The following is a 17,071-nucleotide window of genomic DNA, read 5'->3' on the forward strand; positions in this document are numbered from 1 at the left end:
GCACATGTGGCACTGCGGCGAAAAGGCGGTATAATCCCGCGATTTTTTTTTAGCTCAACTCACTCCGGGAGAACAACAATGAAGATCGTGGAAGTCAAACACCCGCTGGTCAAACATAAACTGGGACTGATGCGTGAGCATGATATCAGTACAAAGCGTTTCCGCGAGCTGGCCTCTGAAGTCGGCAGTCTGCTGACGTATGAAGCGACCGCCGATCTGGAAACCGAAAAGGTCACCATTGAGGGCTGGAATGGCCCGGTTCAGGTTGATCAAATCAAAGGTAAAAAAATCACCGTCGTGCCTATTCTGCGTGCCGGTCTGGGCATGATGGAAGGCGTACTGGAGCACGTACCCAGCGCGCGCATCAGCGTTGTTGGCGTCTACCGTGATGAAGAAACGCTGGAGCCGGTGCCTTACTTCCAGAAACTGGTTTCGAATATCGAAGAGCGCCTGGCACTGGTGGTTGACCCCATGCTGGCCACGGGCGGCTCAATGATTGCCACGATAGACCTGTTAAAGAAAGCGGGCTGCAGCAGTATCAAAGTGCTGGTGCTGGTTGCGGCACCTGAAGGGATTGCCGCGCTGGAAAAAGCGCATCCGGATGTGGAGCTTTACACCGCTTCTGTGGATCAGGGGCTTAACGACAAGGGTTATATCATCCCAGGCCTGGGTGATGCCGGTGATAAAATCTTCGGCACCAAGTAATGATGAAAATCCGCGGCGCCATGCATCACGCTGTTTTCAGCCTGCAGCAGCAGGCCGAGCCGCTTTTTTCTGTTGTAACACATAAAGAAATGAACCAGCCGACCAGAGAGTCGGCTTTTTTTTGCCTGAAAACAGACCACTCACTCAAGGGGACTTTTAATGACTCGTCGCGCTATCGGCGTTAGCGAACGGCCGCCATTACTGCAAACGATTCCGCTCAGCCTGCAGCATCTGTTCGCCATGTTTGGCGCCACCGTGTTAGTGCCAATTCTGTTCCACATCAATCCGGCGACGGTATTGCTGTTTAACGGTATCGGCACGCTGCTGTACCTGTTTATTTGTAAGGGAAAAATCCCCGCCTATCTGGGTTCCAGCTTTGCCTTTATTTCACCCGTGTTGCTCCTGCTGCCGCTGGGTTATGAAGTGGCGCTGGGCGGTTTTATTCTGTGTGGCGTGTTGTTCTGCCTTGTCGCGCTGATCGTTAAAAAAGCCGGAACAGGCTGGCTGGACGTGATGTTTCCGCCAGCAGCAATGGGGGCCATCGTTGCCGTCATTGGTCTGGAACTGGCTGGCGTGGCCGCGAATATGGCGGGGCTGCTTCCAGCCGAAGGCCAGTCGCCAAACGGCACAACCGTGTTGATTTCGCTGGTGACCCTGGCGGTTACCGTTTTTGGATCGGTTTTGTTCCGTGGATTTATGGCGATCATTCCTATCCTGATCGGTGTGCTGGCCGGTTACGCGCTTTCCGCCTTCATGGGCATCGTTGACTGGAGCGGCGTTGAACAGGCGCACTGGTTTGCCTTACCGACGTTTTATACGCCGCGCTTTGAATGGATTGCCATGTTGACCATTCTGCCCGCCGCTCTGGTGGTCATTGCCGAGCATGTGGGCCACCTGGTCGTGACGGCGAATATCGTTAAAAGAGATCTGGTGCGCGATCCCGGACTGCATCGTTCCATGTTCGCCAATGGCTTATCGACGGTCATTTCCGGGTTTTTTGGATCAACCCCGAACACGACATACGGCGAAAACATTGGCGTCATGGCGATTACCCGCGTTTACAGTACCTGGGTGATTGGCGGCGCGGCCATTTTCGCGATTTTACTCTCCTGCGTCGGCAAACTGGCGGCCGCTATTCAGGCGATTCCGGTGCCGGTGATGGGCGGCGTATCCCTGCTGCTGTATGGCGTTATCGGCGCGTCAGGTATCCGTGTCCTGATTGAGTCCAAAGTGGATTACAACAAAGCGCAAAACCTGATTCTGACCTCCGTTATCCTGATTATTGGCGTCAGCGGGGCGAAAGTGCATATCGGGGCTGCCGAGCTGAAAGGTATGGCGCTGGCCACGCTGGTCGGCGTTGCGCTGGCCTTAATTTTTCGCGTCATTTCCCTCCTGCGTCCTGAAGAAGTGATTCTGGATGCGGAAGACAACCGCGAGTCGTAATCCCACCGTCAGCGGTCAAAAGTCGGGCAGGGATGCCCGATTCATCTCTGGCCGAAAACTATGATAGACTTGCCCCGATTTTTGCTTGTTCTCTTGCTGAGGTGCTTCTGAACACGCCGGCACAATTGTCATTGCCACTCTATTTACCTGACGACGAAACCTTCGCCAGCTTCTGGCCGGGTGAAAACCCCTCGCTTATTGCCGCGATTAAGGGTGCGCTTAGCCAGCAACATGGCAGCTATCTTTATTTCTGGTCTCGTGAAGGGGGCGGTCGCAGCCATCTGCTGCATGCCGCCTGCGCTGAAATGTCTGCACGCGGCGAAGCCGTGGGCTATGTGCCGCTCGATAAACGCACCTGGTTTGTCCCGGACGTGCTGGAAGGGATGGAGCAACTGCCGCTGGTTTGCATCGATAATATTCAGTGCATTGCGGGAGAAGAGGCCTGGGAAATGGCGATTTTCGATCTTTATAATCGCATTCTGGAAACCGGCAATACCCGGTTGTTTATTACCGGCGATCGTCCTCCTCGTCAGCTCAATCTGCATCTGCCCGATCTGGCATCGCGCCTCGACTGGGGGCAGATTTATCGTCTACAGCCGCTCTCCGATGAGGATAAACTGCAGGCTTTACAGCTGCGCGCCGGACTGCGGGGATTTGAACTGCCTGAAGACGTCGGGCGCTTTTTGCTAAAGCGCCTTGACCGAGAAATGCGCACGCTGTTTGATACGTTGGATCGTCTCGACAGCGCATCCATTAGCGCCCAGCGTAAGCTGACGATTCCTTTCGTAAAAGAAACCCTTGGCCTCTAAAGGATTTCCAGTACCGCTTCTGGCGGACGTCCCAGGCGGGCGCGGGCGCCGTTGATCACAATCGGTCGCTCAATCAGTTTGGGATTTTCCAGCAGCGCGTCCAGCAACGCGCTTTCCCCGATGTCAGGCCGATCCAGCCCCAGCGCCGCATAAAGCGGATCCTTACGACGCATTAACTCACGGGCACTTTGCATACCCAGCTTTTGCAGCAGGATCTGTAACGTCTGGCGATCCGGCGGCGTGTCCAGATAGTGCACGATCTCCGGGGCGATGCCGCGCTCTGCTAGCAGCGCCAGGGTTTCCCGGCTCTTGCTGCAGCGCGGATTATGATAAAAGGTCACCATACTGTTTATCCTCGTTGATACTGCTTAAAGCGTTGCTGGAGCTGGCGTAGCTGGTCGATGCGGGCATCGTAACGGGCCTGTTTCAGGCTGCCGAGCGGCACCAGTGAACTGGCCCGGCTTAGGGCGCTAATGGCCTGATCCAGCTGGCCACTCAGCGCCAGACTTTCGGCGCGGGCAAAGAGCTCCTCATCTGTCAGCCCCTGCTGCGCGGAAGCCTGGGCCAGCAGATCCCATCCGTTGGTATCGTCTTTATGGGTCCAGGTATAGCGGTTGAGAATGCGGCTGGCGTTCGCCGGCTGTTTCGCTTCCACATAGGCATTAGCGAGGTTCAACTGGACGACCGGGCTGGTTTTTGAGGCCTGGGTCGCGGTCAGCATCGCTATCGCCTGCTGCGGCTGATTCAGGCCGATATCAATGTCAGTCATCAGGTCCAGCAGCCAGACATTTTCAGGTTGTTTTGCCAGTAACGGTGCCACGATCCTTTTCGCCTCACCAAAGCTTTTAGCCTGCAGGAACTGCACAGCTTTACCGTACTGCGAGGCCAGCTGTTCGCGGGAATTACCGTTAGCATATTGCGTAAGCAGTTCGTCCGTTAACTGGTTACGGCCAGTCGAATACATGCCTAAGGACCGCACTTTGGCCAGATAAAAGTCTTGAGACGACTGCACCACCACCGGACGCATCTGGTTCGCACGGTTGCGCGCATCGGCAAGACGGCTGTCAGGCAGGGGATGGGTTAACAGGATTTCCGGAGGCTTCGAAGAAAAGCGGCTCTGATCGGCCAGTTTTTGCAGGAAGTTGGGCATGGCTTGCGGGTCAAAACCGGCGCGCTGTAACACCTGAATACCGATGCGATCGGCTTCCTGTTCATTATTTTGGGTAAAGCTGATAATCCCCTGTTGGGTGCCGGCCAGCGTACCGGTCAATGCGGCCATGCCCATTTGTGGGCTGGCCATCGCCAGTAAAATTGAACCCAGCGCGCCCACCCAGGTGAGCGGTGCATTACGTTTTTGATCTTCCATTGCCCGCGCCAGATGGCGCTGCGTGACGTGGGAGATTTCATGGGCCATGACTGAGGCCAGCTGGCTTTCGTTATCCGTAAAACGGAACAGGGCCGCATGCAACACCACGTTGCCACCAAAGAAGGCGAAGGCGTTGAGCTCATCGTTCTGAATCAGGAAAAAGTGGAAGGGCGTTTTAACGGCGTCCGCATGCGAAACCAGCCGCTGCCCAAGTTGGTTGATGTACTGATTCAGCAAAGGATCGTTAATCAGCGGGGCACTGGCGCGGAGCTGGCGGACGTAGAAGTCGCCCATCTGTAGCTCCTGATTAATCGACAGGGTCGATCCTGCCGTGGTCCCCATATCCGGCAGCGAATCACTGATATCCGCACGGGCGGTCAACGGGCCGGATAACATCAGTGCAGGGAGTAGCGCAGCAAGCAGCGTCTTTTTAAACCGGTTCAACATGCCTTAATCCTGTAATGAATCCCTGATTTGGACAGGTAAGCAGCGGAAATGTTCTGTTTTTTCAGCAACAGCGCTACGGTCTTCGTATCTTAACCACAGCCAGGGAAGAATGAAATGGCGTTATGGCAGCCGGGATCGACGCATTGCCCCTTCCGGGCTTATCGGGTGCTTGCTAAACCCAACCGCCCTGTATCAGCAGTCAGAAAAAGGCATTCGTCGTGCTGCCAGCGCATTGACGACGTGGTGAACCGCTGTCACCGCAATGTCATCTTCCCGTGATGTTGATGTCACACAACCCCGTTAGGTTAAGCGCCAATGAGATCGATCTCATTATCGATTAACCGGGGGGGAAATGAGTGATTTAATCAGCGTGGCGGTTCTGGCCGGCGTTTCGCGAGCAACCGCGGCGCGTGCCTTTTCCGATCCCCATCTGCTTAAGCCCGGCACGCTGAAAAAAGTGCTGGAGGCCTCGGAGCAGTTGGGGTTCAGACCTAACCACATTGCGCGCCAGCTCCGTACGCAAAGCTCCACGACGCTGGGCGTTTTGCTGCCTTCGCTCAGTAACCCGGTGTTTGCCTTGCAGCTTCAGGCCATGGAGCAACAGGCGCGTCTGGCGGGCTATGGCCTGCTGGTGGCCACGACCGATTACCAGCCAGAGCGTGAAGCCGCCATGATTGAACATATGCTGCGCCAGCGCGTCGCGGGCATGGTGCTGACCGTCTCCGACGCGGACAGCAGCACCGTATTAGCCCCGCTGGCAGAGGCGCGAATGCCCTTTGTTCTGGCGCATAACGTGCCGCAACAGCAAAACTGGCGCTGCGTCTATGTCGATAACCGTCGCGCAATGGCCGAAGCCACGGCGCACCTTATTGCGCTGGGTCATCAGCATATCGTGATGGCGGCGGGACCGATGCTGCAGTCGGATCGTGCCCGTCAGCGTTATCTTGGCTATTGCGATGCGATGCAGCAGGCAGGATTTGTCCCGAGGGCGCTAATTGATATGCCCAGCCATACCCAATCCAGATTCGAGCCCCTTTTACCGCTGATCAACAGCCCGGACCCACTGACCGCCGTCATCTGCAGTAACGATCTCCTGGCGATCAGCCTGCTGGGCGCGGCCGCCCGTGCCGGCATTCAGGTCCCGCACCAGCTGTCGGTCATGGGGTTTGACGGCATTGCTATAGGCGAACAGCTTTCACCCTCGCTGGCCAGCGTGGTACAGCCCAGCGATCGGTTAGGTGCCTGTGCCATCGATATGCTTCTTCAACCCTCTCATGATGACTCGTGCCTGCTGGACCACTGGTTGCGTTCAGGCGAGAGCATCGCTGCAGTCTTTCATTCGTCAACATCAGGGAACCATCATGTCTACACACAATAAAATCACCGTGCTTGCCAGGGCGGCGCTCTTCACCGCCTGTGCATTTTCCAGCCAGCTGGTGCAGGCTGCTGAGAATGCTATCTGCTACAACTGTCCACCTGAATGGGCAGACTGGGCGACCGAGCTTCAGGCCATCAAAAAAGATACCGGCATTGTGGTGCCGCAGGACAACAAGAACTCCGGGCAGGCGCTGGCTCAACTGGTCGCCGAGAAAGATAATCCCGTTGCCGACGTGGTGTATTACGGCGTCAGCTTTGGTATCCAGGCGGCTCAGGCAGGCGTGATTGCTGACTATAAGCCGGCCAACTGGGATCAGGTGCCGGCAGGCATGAAAGATCCGGAAGGGAAATGGGTTGCGCTGCATTCCGGCACGATGGGCTTTATGGTCAACGTAGATGCGCTGGGCGGTGCACCCATTCCAACATCCTGGGACGATCTGCTGAAGCCAGAATACAAAGGGATGGTGGGCTATCTCGATCCGGCCAGTGCGTTTGTGGGTTACGTGGCCGCCGTGGCGGTGAATCAGGCCAAAGGCGGCAGTATGCAGGACTTCACTCCCGCGCTGACCTGGTTTAAAAAGTTGCAGGCGAACAAGCCTGTCGTGCCGAAACAGACGGCCTATGCTCGGGTGATCTCCGGCGAGATCCCCATTCTGCTGGATTACGACTTCAACGCTTATCGCGCCAAATATAAAGATCATGCCAATGTGGTGTTTGTGATCCCGCAGGAAGGGACGGTCACGGTGCCTTATGTCATCAGCCTGGTGAAAAACGCCCCGCACGCCGCTAACGGCAAAAAAGTCATGGACTACGTGCTGTCGGATAAAGGCCAGGCCATCTGGGCCAATGCCTATCTGCGCCCGGTACGGCCTTCAGCCATGTCTGCCGAGGCCAAAAAGCGCTTCCTGCCAGACAGTGATTACGCGCGCGCGCATACCGTGGACTATCAGCAGATGGCCGATGCACAGAAAGCCTTCTCTGCCCGCTATCTGAGTGAGATTCGGTAATGGCAGCGTCTGACGCCCGCAGCGATTTACCGGTGGCAACGCGCCACCGGTCACGCCGACGCGAGCAGGGGGCAAACTGGCCATGGATGCTGCTGCCAGCCTTACTGTTTTTTGCCGCGTTCTGGCTGTTACCTTTTGCCCGATTATTACAGATGGGCATGACGCCGGATCGCAGCACACATCACAGTGGCTACTGGACGGTAATTACCCAGCCGCAGTATCTGCAAAGCCTGGTGAATACCGTGCTGCTGTCGCTGACGGTAACGCTACTGACGTTGGTCATCGCCACCGTCGTAGGGTGCTTCCTCGCTCGCCAGCGTTTCACCGGACGCGGCACTCTGCTGGCACTGCTGACCTTTCCTCTGGCGTTTCCCGGCGTGGTGGTGGGGTTTTTAGTGGTGATGCTGGCAGGACGACAGGGCGTGCTGGCGCAGATCAGCCTGCGCCTGTTTGATGAGCGCTGGACGCTGGCCTACTCACTCACCGGGCTGTTCATTGGTTATCTCTACTTTTCGCTGCCGCGCGCCATTGTGACGTTGGTGGCCGCGAGTGAAAAACTGGATCGCTCGCTGGAAGAAGCCGCCCGTTCGTTAGGCGCCAGCCAGTGGCGCATTGTCTGGGATGTGATCGTGCCGGGACTTAAACCGGCACTGCTCTCCAGCGGTGCGCTGTGCTTTGCCACCAGTATGGGCGCATTTGGCACCGCGTTTACCCTGGGAACCGACCTGAGTGTGCTGCCGCTGACCATTTATGGCGAATTCACCAACTACGCTAACTTCGCCACGGCGGCGGCGTTATCGGTGGTCATGGGCGCTGTCGCCTGGGCTGGCTTAATGCTGGCGCGCGTACTCACCCAGTCAAAACAGGAGCCGTCATCATGAAGCGCCGTGGGCTGTTTTACCTGCAGGTCGCGATCACCACACTGACTGCACTGTTCATGATTGTGCCGGTGATCCTGTCGATGCTGGCGGGCGTGACGCAGAACTATTTTGTTGGCCTGCGCAGCGGACTGACGCTGAAATGGGTGGCGCAGGTTTGGGAGATGTACAGCGACACCTTTTGGCTGTCGTTGCTCATTGCTGTCAGCTGCTTGATCGTCACCGTGGCGATCGGCGTACCGGCCGCCTGGGGCTTACTGAAATCGCCCTCTCGCTGGGCATCGCGCATTGAAGAGTGCCTGATGTTGCCGGTGGCGCTTCCGGGCCTGGCCACCGCACTGGGCATTATCCTGCTGTATGGCCAGTTCAGCAGCCTGCGTGACAGCTGGGTGTTTATCCTGATTGGTCACGTCCTTTTTACGCTGCCGTTTATGATCCGCCCGGTACTGGCGGTGATGCAGGCGATACAACTGCCCCGACTGGAGGAGGCTGCCGCCAGCCTCGGGGCCGGCTTCTGGCGTCGCTTTTTCACCGTGGTGGTTCCCAACTGCCGCAACGGCATTCTCGCCGGGGCCTTTATGGTAATTACGTTATCGGTAGGCGAATTTAATATCACCTGGATGTTGCATACGCCACTGACCAAAACCCTGCCAGTGGGCCTGGCCGACAGCTACGCCTCGATGCGGCTGGAAGTCGGTTCTGCTTATACCCTGATCTTTATTTTAATGATTCTACCGCTGCTGTTGATGCTCAACGCCTGTAATCACTGGCTTGAACGCCAGTCTCGCCAACAACCAAGGGAGGAAAAAGCATGATTGTTGATGCGGTTAACGTCACGCTACGCGGCTGTGCGCGTCGCTTTCATCACCATCAGGCGCTGCACCCACTGGATCTTAGCGTACGCGCAGGGGAAACCCTGGTTCTGCTGGGCCCGTCCGGCTGTGGCAAAACGACAACGTTGCGCATTATCAGCGGGCTGGAGAGCACTGACGCGCCGGGTGAAGTCTGGTTTGACGATCGCAACGTGACCGACCTGCCTATTGAGAAGCGTAACGTAGGAATGGTGTTTCAAAACTACGCCCTGTTTCCCACGCTTAACGTGGCGCAGAACGTAGCCTATGGGCTGAAAGTGCAGGGCATTCCGCGCCACGAGCGTGAGGCCCGGGTCAACGAGATGCTGGAACTGGTCGATCTCACGTCACTGGCACATCGTCATATCGACAAGCTCTCCGGCGGGCAGAAACAGCGCGTGGCGCTGGCAAGAGCGCTGGCGGCACGGCCTAAAGTGCTGCTGTTTGACGAACCGCTGGCGGCGCTGGATGCCAAACTGCGTGAGCGTCTGCGTCTGGAAATCGGGGGCCTGTTAAAAAAGCTGGCTATCACCGCCGTGTATGTCACTCACGATCAGCAGGAAGCTATGGCGCTTGGCGATCGTATCGCCGTCATGGAGCAGGGGCGCCTGGTGCAGATCGATACGCCGCAGGCCATCTATCAGCGTCCGGCCTCGCGTTTTGTGGCGGATTTCGTTGGCGCGATTAACTGCATCGCACGTGACGATCAAGGCCATCCGGTGCGTTTTTGTCGACCAGAGGATGTGCTGCTGGCAGACGAAGGCCGCTATGCGCAGCACGGCTGCATTGTTGCCAGCACCTTTCTCGGCGCGTCTCAACGCCTGATGATTGATATCGGGCTGGACAAGCCGATTCAGGTTGAACGTCACGCACGGGAAACCTGGCACGCCGGGCAGCGAGTGAGCTGGTCGCTGGCTGAGCAGGCCGCACTCGAATTTACCCTTTAAGGAGTCAACGTTTGTCCGTTAAACCTGTGCTGATTGCTCAAATCAGCGACTTGCATATTAAAGCGCACGGTCGTCTGTCGTATAAAAAAGTCGATACGTATAATGCCCTGTTACGGGCGATCGCAACCCTGAATGGCCTGACGCCCCGGCCCGATGCGGTGGTCATAACCGGCGACCTGGTGGATTTTGGTACGGCAGAAGAGTATCAGACGCTGCGGCAGGCGCTGGCCACCCTGGCGTTGCCGTTTTACCTGATGGCGGGAAATCATGACGATCGCCAGGCGCTACGGGCGGCGTTTCCCGATCATCCCTATCTGCAACAGGGCCCGACGCTCAACTGGCAACGGGAGGTTAAGGGGGTTCAGCTACTGGCGCTCGATTCCAGCGTGCCGCAGCAGCCGTGGGGCGAGCTTGATGAACAGCAGCTTGACTGGCTGGATGCCGCACTGACCGCGTCACCGGACAGCCCCGCGCTGGTGATGCTGCATCATCCGCCCTTTGTCTGCGGTATCGATCATATGGATCGCCAGCGTTTACGCGCCCCTGCTGCGCTGGCGGCGATCGTCAGTCGTCATCCGCAGGTCGAACGTGTGCTGTGTGGCCATGTACACCGCGCGATTCAGACCCGCTTTGCCGGTACGCTGGCCTGCATTGCCCCCGGCGTGTCTCATCAGGTTGCGCTGGATCTGCAACCGGATGGCCCGGCAAACTTCATGCTGGAACCGGCAGGATTTTTACTGCATCGCTGGCATCCGCAGCAGGGAATGACCACGCATCAGTGTGCGATTGGAGACTATGATGGCCCCTGGCCCTTTTATGATCAAAACGGGTTAATCGATTAAAAGCCATACGGGCTGACTTTTTGGTTAATGCCGCGCTTAAACCTGCTCAAATTGTCCTACAGCGTGTAAACTTACACGCTGTAGGACCGCAATCACGATAAAAACAACAGAGTCAGGCACAGCAAAATGAATCTTTGCACTGTGGCGTTCCCGCCATGCTCATAAATTTCCGTCCCCGGGCGGACTTACGCACGCTTATTGCGCTGCTGGTTATTGCCAGCATAGTCATCACGCTTGCCAATAATTTATATGCAACCTGGCGTGTGCAACGCATGGTGCTGATCGACAGCACCCTGGAAGCTAACCGCGCTTACGCTGCCAAACTGGCCTCTACCAGCGAAGTCTTTTTCCGGCTGGCGCAGTCCCAGTTGCACTTCAGTGCTAATTTACTGGGAAAAGATTTCAATAATGAGGCACTGCTCAAAGCGGAAGTGAACCGTCTACGTGAGCAGACCGACAGTTTTAACTCGGTCGCCGTGGTGGATGAAACGGGTACGGTGCGCGCAATTTCTCCCGAATCGCTGACCTTAACCGGGATGCATCTGACCAGCGATGCGGCCCGCGAAGCGCTGCAGACCCGGCAACCGCTGATTAGCAGACCGACACTCTCTGCCGCCAATAACCTGCTGATTTTTGTCTCATGGCCCATCTGGAATAACCAGGGACGCTATCTGGGCTATATTGGCGGGACGATTTACCTGAAAAAGAAAAGTATTCTGAATGCGCTGCTGGGTGAACAGTTTTATCGCGACGGCACCAGCGTATTTGTTCTCGACGGCGATAATCAGGTGCTGTATCACCAGAACCGCCAGATGGTGGGCAAAACCATGTCGCCACTGATGAGCGATCGGGAACGTCAGGAAAAAGATAACGGCTCGCTGGTCTTAACTGAGCCCGACAAACCGACCCGGCTGGCCGGCTACGCCATTGTCCCCACGACGGGCTGGATGGTGGTGGCGTTGAAACCTGTCGACGTCACGCTGCAACCGCTGTCGGGGTTGCTCCTGAAAGTCCTGAAGCATTCAGTGCCCTTTGCCTTACTGACCTTGCTGGTGGCGGTCATTCTGGCACGGATGATTGCCATGCCGCTCTGGCAACTGGCCCGCAAGGCCAGCAAGATTGATGCCTCAAGCGCCACCTACGAAATTGGCGGCATTCGGGCATGGTACTTTGAGGCCGCCCAGGTTAAACGGGCGCTGTTAACCGGTATTGGGCTGGTACAGGACAAAATTGGTCGGCTGAGTTCGGAAGCGCAGACCGATTCGCTAACGCTGTTACTCAACCGCCGCGGGCTTAACGCGGTACTCGATTACTACCAGACGATGCGCCAGCCTTTTGCCGTGCTCGCCCTGGATATCGATCATTTCAAAAGCGTCAATGACAACTGGGGACACGACGTCGGCGATCGGGTGATTCGGCAGGTGGCGCAGACGCTACGACAGAGCGCCCGGCAGTCGGATGTGGTCTGCCGTAACGGTGGTGAAGAGTTTTTAATGCTGTTGCCTAACACGCCTCTGAAAGAAGCTGAGGCGACGGCCGAGCGCATTCGCATCAGCATCGCGGATAACGCTATCGAGGCGGTCGGCCATATCACGATTTCCATCGGCGTAGCGGAATGGGATGCCCGGCGGCCGCCGCTGGAAAGCAGCCTGAAGCGGGCTGACGATGCCCTGTATCAGGCTAAGAACAGCGGTCGCAACTGCACCGTGGTTGCCAAACGCGTAAAAGCCTCTTGATCAAGACTGTGCGCTAACGGTTTCTGGCCCGCCCGGCAATCCGGGCGAGCCATCAGGAATTGATATGCTCGCGGCAGTAGCGTCGCTTCCAGCTGGCAGGTGTTAAGCCTGTATGCTTACGGAATATCTGACGGAAATAGCCCACATCATTGAACCCACACTGACGCGCTACCTCGGTTAACGGCAGCTTATCGCCGATCAGCAGCTTTTCTGCCATTAATACGCGCTGCCGGTGAAGGGCTTCCGTCAGCGTCAGGCGAAACACGCGCCGGTAAACACGTCCCAGATAATCGGCATTGCAATGCAGCGTTTTCGCCAGCGTGGAGGTTGAAAGCGCCAGGTGATACTGCGTGCGAATAAGCTGATTGGCTTTCCAGGCCAGGTCAACGCCGGGGCTGTCGACAACATCCTCGTGCAGCGCCGGAGCCGCGAGCTGCTGCAGTATAAGCAGTAAAATACATTCCAGTGCGACGCTGCGGTGAATGTTTTCCTGCTCGCTGAGGAACTGCCGGAACAGGGCGATGATATAGGCCGGATCGCCAACGCGAGTATGCTGGGGAAGGTGGAGCAGTGCCTGGTGTAAGCCATGCTGCTCAGGCTGTTTCTGCCAGTCAAAATGCAGCCAGTAAAATTTCAGATCGGCCGGAAAAATCCCTTCTCCCACATGCAAATGCCCTGGCCTCAGCAGCAGGCTTTCGCCCGCCTGCACGCTGAACAGCTCGCCATCCTCCCGAATCGTTAACTGCCCGCGTTCAACGAAAATGATCTCCCAGGAGGTCAGCCTGCGTGCAGGATGGGTTCCCACGCCGCGCGAAATAAACAGCCCGCCATTTTGCACCTGTATCGGAAACGTTATGGATAATTCGAACATCGTTATTCATTTTCCCGCTGCTACGGAGGTAATTGATGTCTTTCTCTCTGATTATTAACTAAAAAAAAGACATGTACCTGATCCAGTTCACACTTTGCTTCACAGGTCGGAATTACCCCGTTTTTATACTTTTTTGTGCTCTTGTTGGTGAACGGATTCCTGACAAAATAAATCGGGTTAAGCGCTAAAACACCAATAAGCCCGGCATAAAGCGGGCAATCCTCTCTGTCCTGCATGAGGCATTTTAAATGACTTCTACGACTATCGCTCAGGCCGATCTTAGCCCGTCGGCTACGCAGAGTGCGCTGTCCCTGCGAGAGAAAATAGGTTACGGCTTGGGTGACGCCGGTGGCACGGTGATCACCTGCCTGATCACCAACTTCCTGACGTTTTTCTACACCGATGTGTTTGGCTTAACGCCCGCACTGGTCGGCACCCTGTTTATGGTGCTGCGCGTGTTTGACGCGGTCTCCGATCCGGTGATGGGCGTCATTGCCGACAGAACCCATAGCCGTTGGGGGCGCTTCCGCCCGTGGCAGCTCTGGGTGGCCGTTCCCCTTGGCCTCATTGGTGCGCTGACGTTCACCGTGCCCGCCGTCAGCATGGACATGAAAATTGTTTGGGCGTTTGCCACCTATCTGCTGCTCTCTGTCAGCTATACCGCCATCAACGTGCCCTATTGCGCGCTGATCAACACCATGACCACCCGCCACACAGAAGTGCTGGCCTGCCAGTCATGGCGCTTTGTATTGTGCGGGGGGGCCGGGTTTCTGGTTTCGGTAGGGCTGCCGTGGCTTGTCGCGGTGTTGGGTAAGGGGAATGCGGCCCTGGGCTATCAGTCTGGCGTCGGTATCCTGTGCGCTCTGGCGGTCGTGATGTTCCTGTGTTGCTTCTTTTGGGTCCGCGAGCGCGTACCGCTGGACAGCCTGGGCAAATTTACCCTGCGTGAGCATCTGGCCGGGCTACGCAAAAACGATCAGCTGTTGCTGATGCTGGTGATGTCTTTTTTGCTGATTAACGTGTTTAACATTCGCGGCGGCGGCTACATGTACTTCATTACCTATGTGTTACAGGGCAGCACGGCTTTCACGTCGCTGTTTTTTACCATGGTGACGTTAGCCTCCATTGTGGGAGCGGTGATCGTGAACCCGCTTTCCAGGCGCATTGACACCGTCCGGCTGTATTACTGGACCAACCTTGTGCTGGCCGCACTCGCAGTCATGATGTGGTTCCTGCCGGTCGGGCCGTCATGGCAGATATTGTGGCTGGTGGTGATCCTCAGTAATGGCATCATCCTCGGTTTCACTCTGCCGCTGCATTTTGCCCTAATGGCCTTTGCTGATGACTACGGCGAATGGAAAAACGGTGTCCGCTCGTCGGGCATGAATTTCGCGTTTAACCTGTTCTTTATCAAGCTTGCCTGGGCCTCCAGCGCCGTCATTATCAGCCTGCTGTTTGTCATCGTGGCTTATAAGCCAGGGATCGGCAATCAGACGGCTGCCTCCCTGCACGGTATTACCGCCACGGAAACCCTGTTACCGGCGCTGTTCCACCTGTTGCTGGCATTCACCATCCGCGCCTGCAAGCTCACTAACCCGATGATGGCGCAGATCGCCCACGACCTGCGTATTCGCCATGTTCCGTCTTGAGGAGAGTAAGATGTCTGTAAATGAAGTCGATCTGCATAAGCTGACTATCCACGATCCGTTTCTCGGTAAGTATCAACAACTGGTGCGGGAGGTGGTCATTCCTTATCAGTGGGAGGCGCTTAACGATCGGATCGAGGAAGCCGATCCCAGCCATGCCATCGAAAACTTTCGCATCGCGGCTGGCCAGCAGGACGGGGAATTCTACGGCATGGTGTTTCAGGACAGCGATGTAGCGAAATGGCTGGAGGCGGTGGCCTGGTCGCTTTGCCAGAAGCCTGACGCGGAACTGGAGAAAACGGCCGATGAGGTGATTGAGCTGATCGCGGCGGCGCAGTGCGAGGATGGCTATCTCAACACTTACTTCACCGTGAAAGCGCCGCAGGATCGCTGGACCAACCTTGCCGAGTGCCACGAGCTTTACTGCGCCGGGCACATGATTGAGGCGGGCGTGGCATTTTACCAGGCGACCGGCAAACGCCGTTTACTGGAGGTGGTGTGCAGGCTCGCCGACCATATCGACAGCGTCTTCGGCCCTGAGGAGCATCAGCTGCATGGTTATCCTGGCCATCCCGAGATCGAGCTGGCGCTGATGCGGTTGTATGAAGTGACTCAGCAACCACGCTATCTGGCGCTGGTGAATACGTTTGTCACGCAGCGCGGCACCCAGCCTCACTTCTATGATATTGAGTACGAGAAACGCGGTCAGACTTCCTACTGGCATACCTATGGCCCGGCATGGATGGTGAAGGACAAGGCTTACAGCCAGGCGCATCAGCCTCTTGCCGAACAGCAGCACGCAGTGGGCCACGCGGTGCGGTTTGTTTATCTGATGACCGGCGTAGCGCACCTCGCGCGTCTGAGTCAGGACGAAGGAAAGCGTCAGGACTGCCTGCGGCTGTGGCACAACATGGCTCAGCGGCAGCTTTATATTACGGGCGGAATCGGCTCCCAAAGCAGCGGTGAGGCGTTCAGCAGCGATTATGATTTACCTAACGACACGGTATATGCCGAAAGCTGCGCGTCCATTGGCCTGATGATGTTTGCCAGACATATGCTGGAAATGGAAGCCGACAGCCAGTACGCCGATGTGATGGAGCGCGCGCTGTATAATACGGTACTGGGCGGTATGGCGCTGGACGGGAAACATTTCTTCTACGTCAATCCGCTGGAGGTGCAGCCGAAAACCCTGCATTTCAACCATCTTTACGATCATGTGAAACCGGTGCGCCAGCGCTGGTTTGGCTGTGCCTGTTGCCCACCGAACATCGCGCGTTTACTGACCTCGCTCGGTCACTATATCTATACGCCGCACGAGAATGCGCTCTTTATCAATCTCTACGTCGGCAACCGGGTTGATGTGCCCGTCGGCGATCGTACGTTGGGTATCCGTATCAGCGGTAACTTTCCCTGGGAGGAAACGGTCACGATTTCTGTGGATGTCACCCAGCCCGTAAAACATACGCTGGCGTTACGACTGCCTGACTGGTGCGAGGGGCCGCAGGTGAGCTGCAACGGTGAGGTGGTGACGGATCGCGCCCGCAAAGGCTACCTGCACATTGAACGGATTTGGCAGGAGGGCGACACGCTCACGCTAAAGCTTCCGATGCCGGTGCGCCGGGTGTACGGTAATCCGCTCGTGCGTCACGTGGCGGGTAAGGTGGCTGTCCAGCGCGGGCCGATAGTTTACTGCCTGGAGCAGGCCGATAACGGCGAGCAGTTACACAATGTATGGCTGCCCGCGTCTGCGGCGTTCAACACCTTTGAAGGGAAGGGCGTCTTTGCGCACAAGGTGTTAATCCAGGCTGAAGGGGTGAAAAAGACCGCCCACGAGCCAGCGCAACAGCCGCTGTGGAACTACGACCGCGCACCGGCTGCACCGCAGAGCCAGACGTTAACGTTTATTCCCTGGTTCTGCTGGGCGAACCGGGGAGAAGGGGAGATGCGTATTTGGGTAAACGAAGCCTGACCCAGAACATTGACCGACAGCGGGCCGGAAAGGCGTTCGGCCCGCTGTGAATAGAATCGGTGGCGATTCGCCTGCCAGTGGACCGCCTCAGCCAGGTTCAAACTCCCGTTAACAGGGACGTGCAGGCCCGCCATCGCCCGGTCAACGAAAGCTGTCAGGCCACAGACTGCTTTTCAC

General features: G+C 56.8%; 17 protein-coding genes. 14 read left to right on the forward strand and 3 right to left on the reverse strand.

The features are described 5' to 3' along the window. The first annotated feature begins 78 nt into the window (after positions 1 to 78). From upp to hda, 4 genes are read left to right on the forward strand one after another with little or no spacing between them, the layout of a single operon-like run. Positions 79 to 705: a uracil phosphoribosyltransferase gene (upp, locus tag NXS97_RS19240; RefSeq protein ID WP_013026702.1), complete on the forward strand. Its 627-nt coding sequence runs from the start codon at positions 79 to 81 to the stop codon at positions 703 to 705. Continuing rightward, complete coding sequence (locus NXS97_RS19245; protein ID WP_019106067.1) at positions 705 to 890, forward strand: hypothetical protein; 186 nt, start codon at positions 705 to 707, stop codon at positions 888 to 890. Before upp ends, NXS97_RS19245 begins: the two co-directional genes overlap by 1 nt. Further along, positions 865 to 2,148, forward strand: coding sequence for a uracil permease (gene uraA / locus NXS97_RS19250; RefSeq protein ID WP_013026701.1), 1,284 nt, complete (start codon positions 865 to 867; stop codon positions 2,146 to 2,148). The genes NXS97_RS19245 and uraA overlap by 26 nt, the downstream gene beginning before the upstream one ends. A 32-nt stretch (positions 2,149 to 2,180) precedes the next feature. Beyond that, positions 2,181 to 2,957: a DnaA inactivator Hda gene (hda, locus tag NXS97_RS19255; RefSeq protein WP_014594292.1), complete on the forward strand. Its 777-nt coding sequence runs from the start codon at positions 2,181 to 2,183 to the stop codon at positions 2,955 to 2,957. Here the strand turns inward: hda and arsC are convergent. Both arsC and NXS97_RS19265 read right to left on the reverse strand, forming a co-directional pair. Continuing rightward, positions 2,954 to 3,301, reverse strand: coding sequence for an arsenate reductase (glutaredoxin) (arsC, locus tag NXS97_RS19260; protein WP_028715452.1), 348 nt, complete (start codon positions 3,299 to 3,301; stop codon positions 2,954 to 2,956). The two genes, hda and arsC, sit on opposite strands and share 4 nt — an antisense overlap. A gap of 5 nt (positions 3,302 to 3,306) precedes the next feature. Continuing rightward, the gene (locus NXS97_RS19265) at positions 3,307 to 4,770 is read right to left on the reverse strand and encodes a M48 family metallopeptidase (protein WP_014594290.1); all 1,464 of its coding nucleotides are present in this window, start codon (positions 4,768 to 4,770) and stop codon (positions 3,307 to 3,309) included. Positions 4,771 to 4,879: 109 nt separating this feature from the next. On the opposite strand from NXS97_RS19265, the gene NXS97_RS19270 reads away from it, so the two are divergent. The 8 genes from NXS97_RS19270 (at position 4,880) to NXS97_RS19305 (ending at position 12,408) form a co-directional block, all read left to right on the forward strand. Then, positions 4,880 to 5,017, forward strand: a complete 138-nt coding sequence (locus NXS97_RS19270) for a hypothetical protein (RefSeq protein ID WP_155270044.1) — start codon at positions 4,880 to 4,882, stop codon at positions 5,015 to 5,017. A 105-nt stretch (positions 5,018 to 5,122) separates the two neighbouring features. After that, entirely contained in the window at positions 5,123 to 6,148 is a 1,026-nt protein-coding gene (locus NXS97_RS19275) for a substrate-binding domain-containing protein (RefSeq protein ID WP_013026697.1), read from the forward strand. After that, positions 6,132 to 7,154 carry an ABC transporter substrate-binding protein gene (locus tag NXS97_RS19280; protein ID WP_014605289.1) on the forward strand — a complete coding sequence of 341 codons (1,023 nt, stop codon included), beginning with the start codon at positions 6,132 to 6,134 and terminating at the stop codon, positions 7,152 to 7,154. Before NXS97_RS19275 ends, NXS97_RS19280 begins: the two co-directional genes overlap by 17 nt. Then, on the forward strand, positions 7,154 to 8,035 hold the full coding sequence (locus NXS97_RS19285) for an ABC transporter permease (protein ID WP_110015588.1): 882 nt from the start codon (positions 7,154 to 7,156) through the stop codon (positions 8,033 to 8,035). Before NXS97_RS19280 ends, NXS97_RS19285 begins: the two co-directional genes overlap by 1 nt. Further along, positions 8,032 to 8,847 (forward strand): ABC transporter permease, encoded by an 816-nt coding sequence (locus NXS97_RS19290; RefSeq protein WP_014605291.1) that lies wholly within the window; start codon positions 8,032 to 8,034, stop codon positions 8,845 to 8,847. Before NXS97_RS19285 ends, NXS97_RS19290 begins: the two co-directional genes overlap by 4 nt. Then, complete coding sequence (locus NXS97_RS19295) at positions 8,844 to 9,830, forward strand: ABC transporter ATP-binding protein (protein ID WP_019106065.1); 987 nt, start codon at positions 8,844 to 8,846, stop codon at positions 9,828 to 9,830. The genes NXS97_RS19290 and NXS97_RS19295 overlap by 4 nt, the downstream gene beginning before the upstream one ends. An 11-nt stretch (positions 9,831 to 9,841) precedes the next feature. Next, the gene (locus NXS97_RS19300; protein WP_013026692.1) at positions 9,842 to 10,672 is read left to right on the forward strand and encodes a phosphodiesterase; all 831 of its coding nucleotides are present in this window, start codon (positions 9,842 to 9,844) and stop codon (positions 10,670 to 10,672) included. A 155-nt stretch (positions 10,673 to 10,827) separates the two neighbouring features. Then, positions 10,828 to 12,408, forward strand: a complete 1,581-nt coding sequence (locus NXS97_RS19305) for a sensor domain-containing diguanylate cyclase (protein ID WP_014594286.1) — start codon at positions 10,828 to 10,830, stop codon at positions 12,406 to 12,408. 52 nt (positions 12,409 to 12,460) lie between these two features. On the opposite strand, the gene NXS97_RS19310 is transcribed toward NXS97_RS19305, so the two are convergent. After that, positions 12,461 to 13,279 carry an AraC family transcriptional regulator gene (locus tag NXS97_RS19310; protein ID WP_013026690.1) on the reverse strand — a complete coding sequence of 273 codons (819 nt, stop codon included), beginning with the start codon at positions 13,277 to 13,279 and terminating at the stop codon, positions 12,461 to 12,463. A 248-nt stretch (positions 13,280 to 13,527) separates the two neighbouring features. Here NXS97_RS19310 and NXS97_RS19315 point away from each other — a divergent pair, with 248 nt between their 5' ends. Together NXS97_RS19315 and NXS97_RS19320 are read left to right on the forward strand one after the other, a co-directional pair. Beyond that, positions 13,528 to 14,928: an MFS transporter gene (locus NXS97_RS19315; protein ID WP_112900105.1), complete on the forward strand. Its 1,401-nt coding sequence runs from the start codon at positions 13,528 to 13,530 to the stop codon at positions 14,926 to 14,928. Between the two features lie 10 nt (positions 14,929 to 14,938). Further along, entirely contained in the window at positions 14,939 to 16,894 is a 1,956-nt protein-coding gene (locus NXS97_RS19320) for a glycoside hydrolase family 127 protein (RefSeq protein WP_116219836.1), read from the forward strand. Positions 16,895 to 17,071 lie beyond the last annotated feature (177 nt).

It is taken from the genome of Pantoea sp. B623 (assembly GCF_024814475.1).
GTDB lineage: Bacteria > Pseudomonadota > Gammaproteobacteria > Enterobacterales > Enterobacteriaceae > Pantoea > Pantoea ananatis.

Coding starts and splice junctions, on each gene's coding strand:
- NXS97_RS19295 (WP_019106065.1), top strand. CDS start 8,844: ATGATTGTTGATGCGGTTAACGTCACGCTACGCGGCTGTGCGCGTCGC.
- NXS97_RS19290 (WP_014605291.1), top strand. CDS start 8,032: ATGAAGCGCCGTGGGCTGTTTTACCTGCAGGTCGCGATCACCACACTG.
- NXS97_RS19245 (WP_019106067.1), top strand. CDS start 705: ATGATGAAAATCCGCGGCGCCATGCATCACGCTGTTTTCAGCCTGCAG.
- NXS97_RS19280 (WP_014605289.1), top strand. CDS start 6,132: ATGTCTACACACAATAAAATCACCGTGCTTGCCAGGGCGGCGCTCTTC.
- NXS97_RS19315 (WP_112900105.1), top strand. CDS start 13,528: ATGACTTCTACGACTATCGCTCAGGCCGATCTTAGCCCGTCGGCTACG.
- hda (WP_014594292.1), top strand. CDS start 2,181: ATGCCCGATTCATCTCTGGCCGAAAACTATGATAGACTTGCCCCGATT.
- NXS97_RS19310 (WP_013026690.1), bottom strand. CDS start 13,279: ATGTTCGAATTATCCATAACGTTTCCGATACAGGTGCAAAATGGCGGG.
- NXS97_RS19275 (WP_013026697.1), top strand. CDS start 5,123: ATGAGTGATTTAATCAGCGTGGCGGTTCTGGCCGGCGTTTCGCGAGCA.
- upp (WP_013026702.1), top strand. CDS start 79: ATGAAGATCGTGGAAGTCAAACACCCGCTGGTCAAACATAAACTGGGA.
- arsC (WP_028715452.1), bottom strand. CDS start 3,301: ATGGTGACCTTTTATCATAATCCGCGCTGCAGCAAGAGCCGGGAAACC.
- NXS97_RS19305 (WP_014594286.1), top strand. CDS start 10,828: ATGCTCATAAATTTCCGTCCCCGGGCGGACTTACGCACGCTTATTGCG.
- uraA (WP_013026701.1), top strand. CDS start 865: ATGACTCGTCGCGCTATCGGCGTTAGCGAACGGCCGCCATTACTGCAA.
- NXS97_RS19285 (WP_110015588.1), top strand. CDS start 7,154: ATGGCAGCGTCTGACGCCCGCAGCGATTTACCGGTGGCAACGCGCCAC.
- NXS97_RS19270 (WP_155270044.1), top strand. CDS start 4,880: ATGAAATGGCGTTATGGCAGCCGGGATCGACGCATTGCCCCTTCCGGG.
- NXS97_RS19265 (WP_014594290.1), bottom strand. CDS start 4,770: ATGTTGAACCGGTTTAAAAAGACGCTGCTTGCTGCGCTACTCCCTGCA.
- NXS97_RS19320 (WP_116219836.1), top strand. CDS start 14,939: ATGTCTGTAAATGAAGTCGATCTGCATAAGCTGACTATCCACGATCCG.